At 65.2% G+C, this 1,107-nt stretch carries 1 protein-coding gene; it reads right to left on the bottom strand.

Annotation, left to right across the window (positions count from 1 at the left end; all coding sequences use genetic code 11):
• Positions 1 to 983 (bottom strand): IS481 family transposase (locus AC1DWC_RS26665; protein WP_477912898.1); only part of this gene is annotated, 983 nt, incomplete at its 3' end.
• Between the last annotated feature and the right edge of the window lie 124 nt (positions 984 to 1,107).

The following is a 1,107-nucleotide window of genomic DNA, read 5'->3' as shown; positions in this document are numbered from 1 at the left end:
TGCCCAGGGACGTTGGTCAAACGACTGAAGGGAACGTTCCTGCCGATGGCGGAGTGTTGCCGGTGGTGATTGTAGGTGTGCAACCACGCCGGCAACGCTGTCCGTCGGGCCTGTTCTGACTTGTAGTGCCGGGCGAACGCCCACTCCTGTGCCATGGTGCGGTGGAAACGTTCGATCTTCCCGTTGGTCTGCGGCCGGTACGGGCGGGTGCGTTTGTGCGTGACCGCCAGCTCGGTGCAGACCTGCTTCCACAGGGCCGAGCGGTAGCAGCCTCCGTTGTCGGAGAGGACGCGTTCGACGGTGACGCCGCGGGCGGCGAACCAGCTGACGGCTCGGCGCAGCACCCCGACCGCGGTCTGTGCGGTTTCGTCGTCGTGGATCTCGGCGTAGGCGACGCGGGAGTGGTCGTCGATGACGGTGTGTACGAACGCATGCCCGAGCAGTTCGTTGTGGTGTCGGCTGCGTTTCGTGCCCGGGGTCTGTTGACGGTTCYTGCGGCCCTTGACGCGTCCGACRAAACGCCAGCCGCCGCCGTCGGGGATGTTGCCGAGCTTCTTCACATCGACGTGGATCATCGATCCCGGATGCGGGTGTTCGTAGCGGCGGATGACCTCGCCGGTGCGGATGTCGATGTGCGAGAGCCKGTTCAGGCGGCAGCGGACCAGGACTGCGTGCACGGTCGAGGCGGGCATGTTCAATCGTGAGGCGATGGCCTGCGGTGAGAGTCGTCTGCGCCACCGCAGGTCCACGATCTTGCGGACCTGTGGTGGTGGGGTGCGGTTCGGGCTGCGATGGGGGCGACTGGATCGGTCGGCCATGCCTGCTTCGCCCATCTCCTGGTAGCGCACCGCCCACCGTTTGGCGGTGGGCCAGGAGACGTTGAAGTGTTCGGCGGCGCGGTTGACCGGCCAGCCTTCGTCGATGATGCGTCTGGCGAGCAGTAGCCGGCCTCTGGGGGTCAGGGGTGCGTTAGCGTGGACCACGAAGGTCTCCTGTCGGTGAGTGGTTGTCGTAGTAGCTCCACTTCACGACAGGAGACCTTCGCTGTTCAACGACCGGTCACAGTGTGTCGTTGCAATCCTTCGACCAACCTGCCTGGGCAGTACA

This window comes from Rhodococcus sp. P4_C10 (assembly GCF_056402135.1).
The sequence above is the reverse complement of the archived record's forward strand: the minus strand, read 5'-3'. Positions and strand labels throughout refer to the sequence as shown.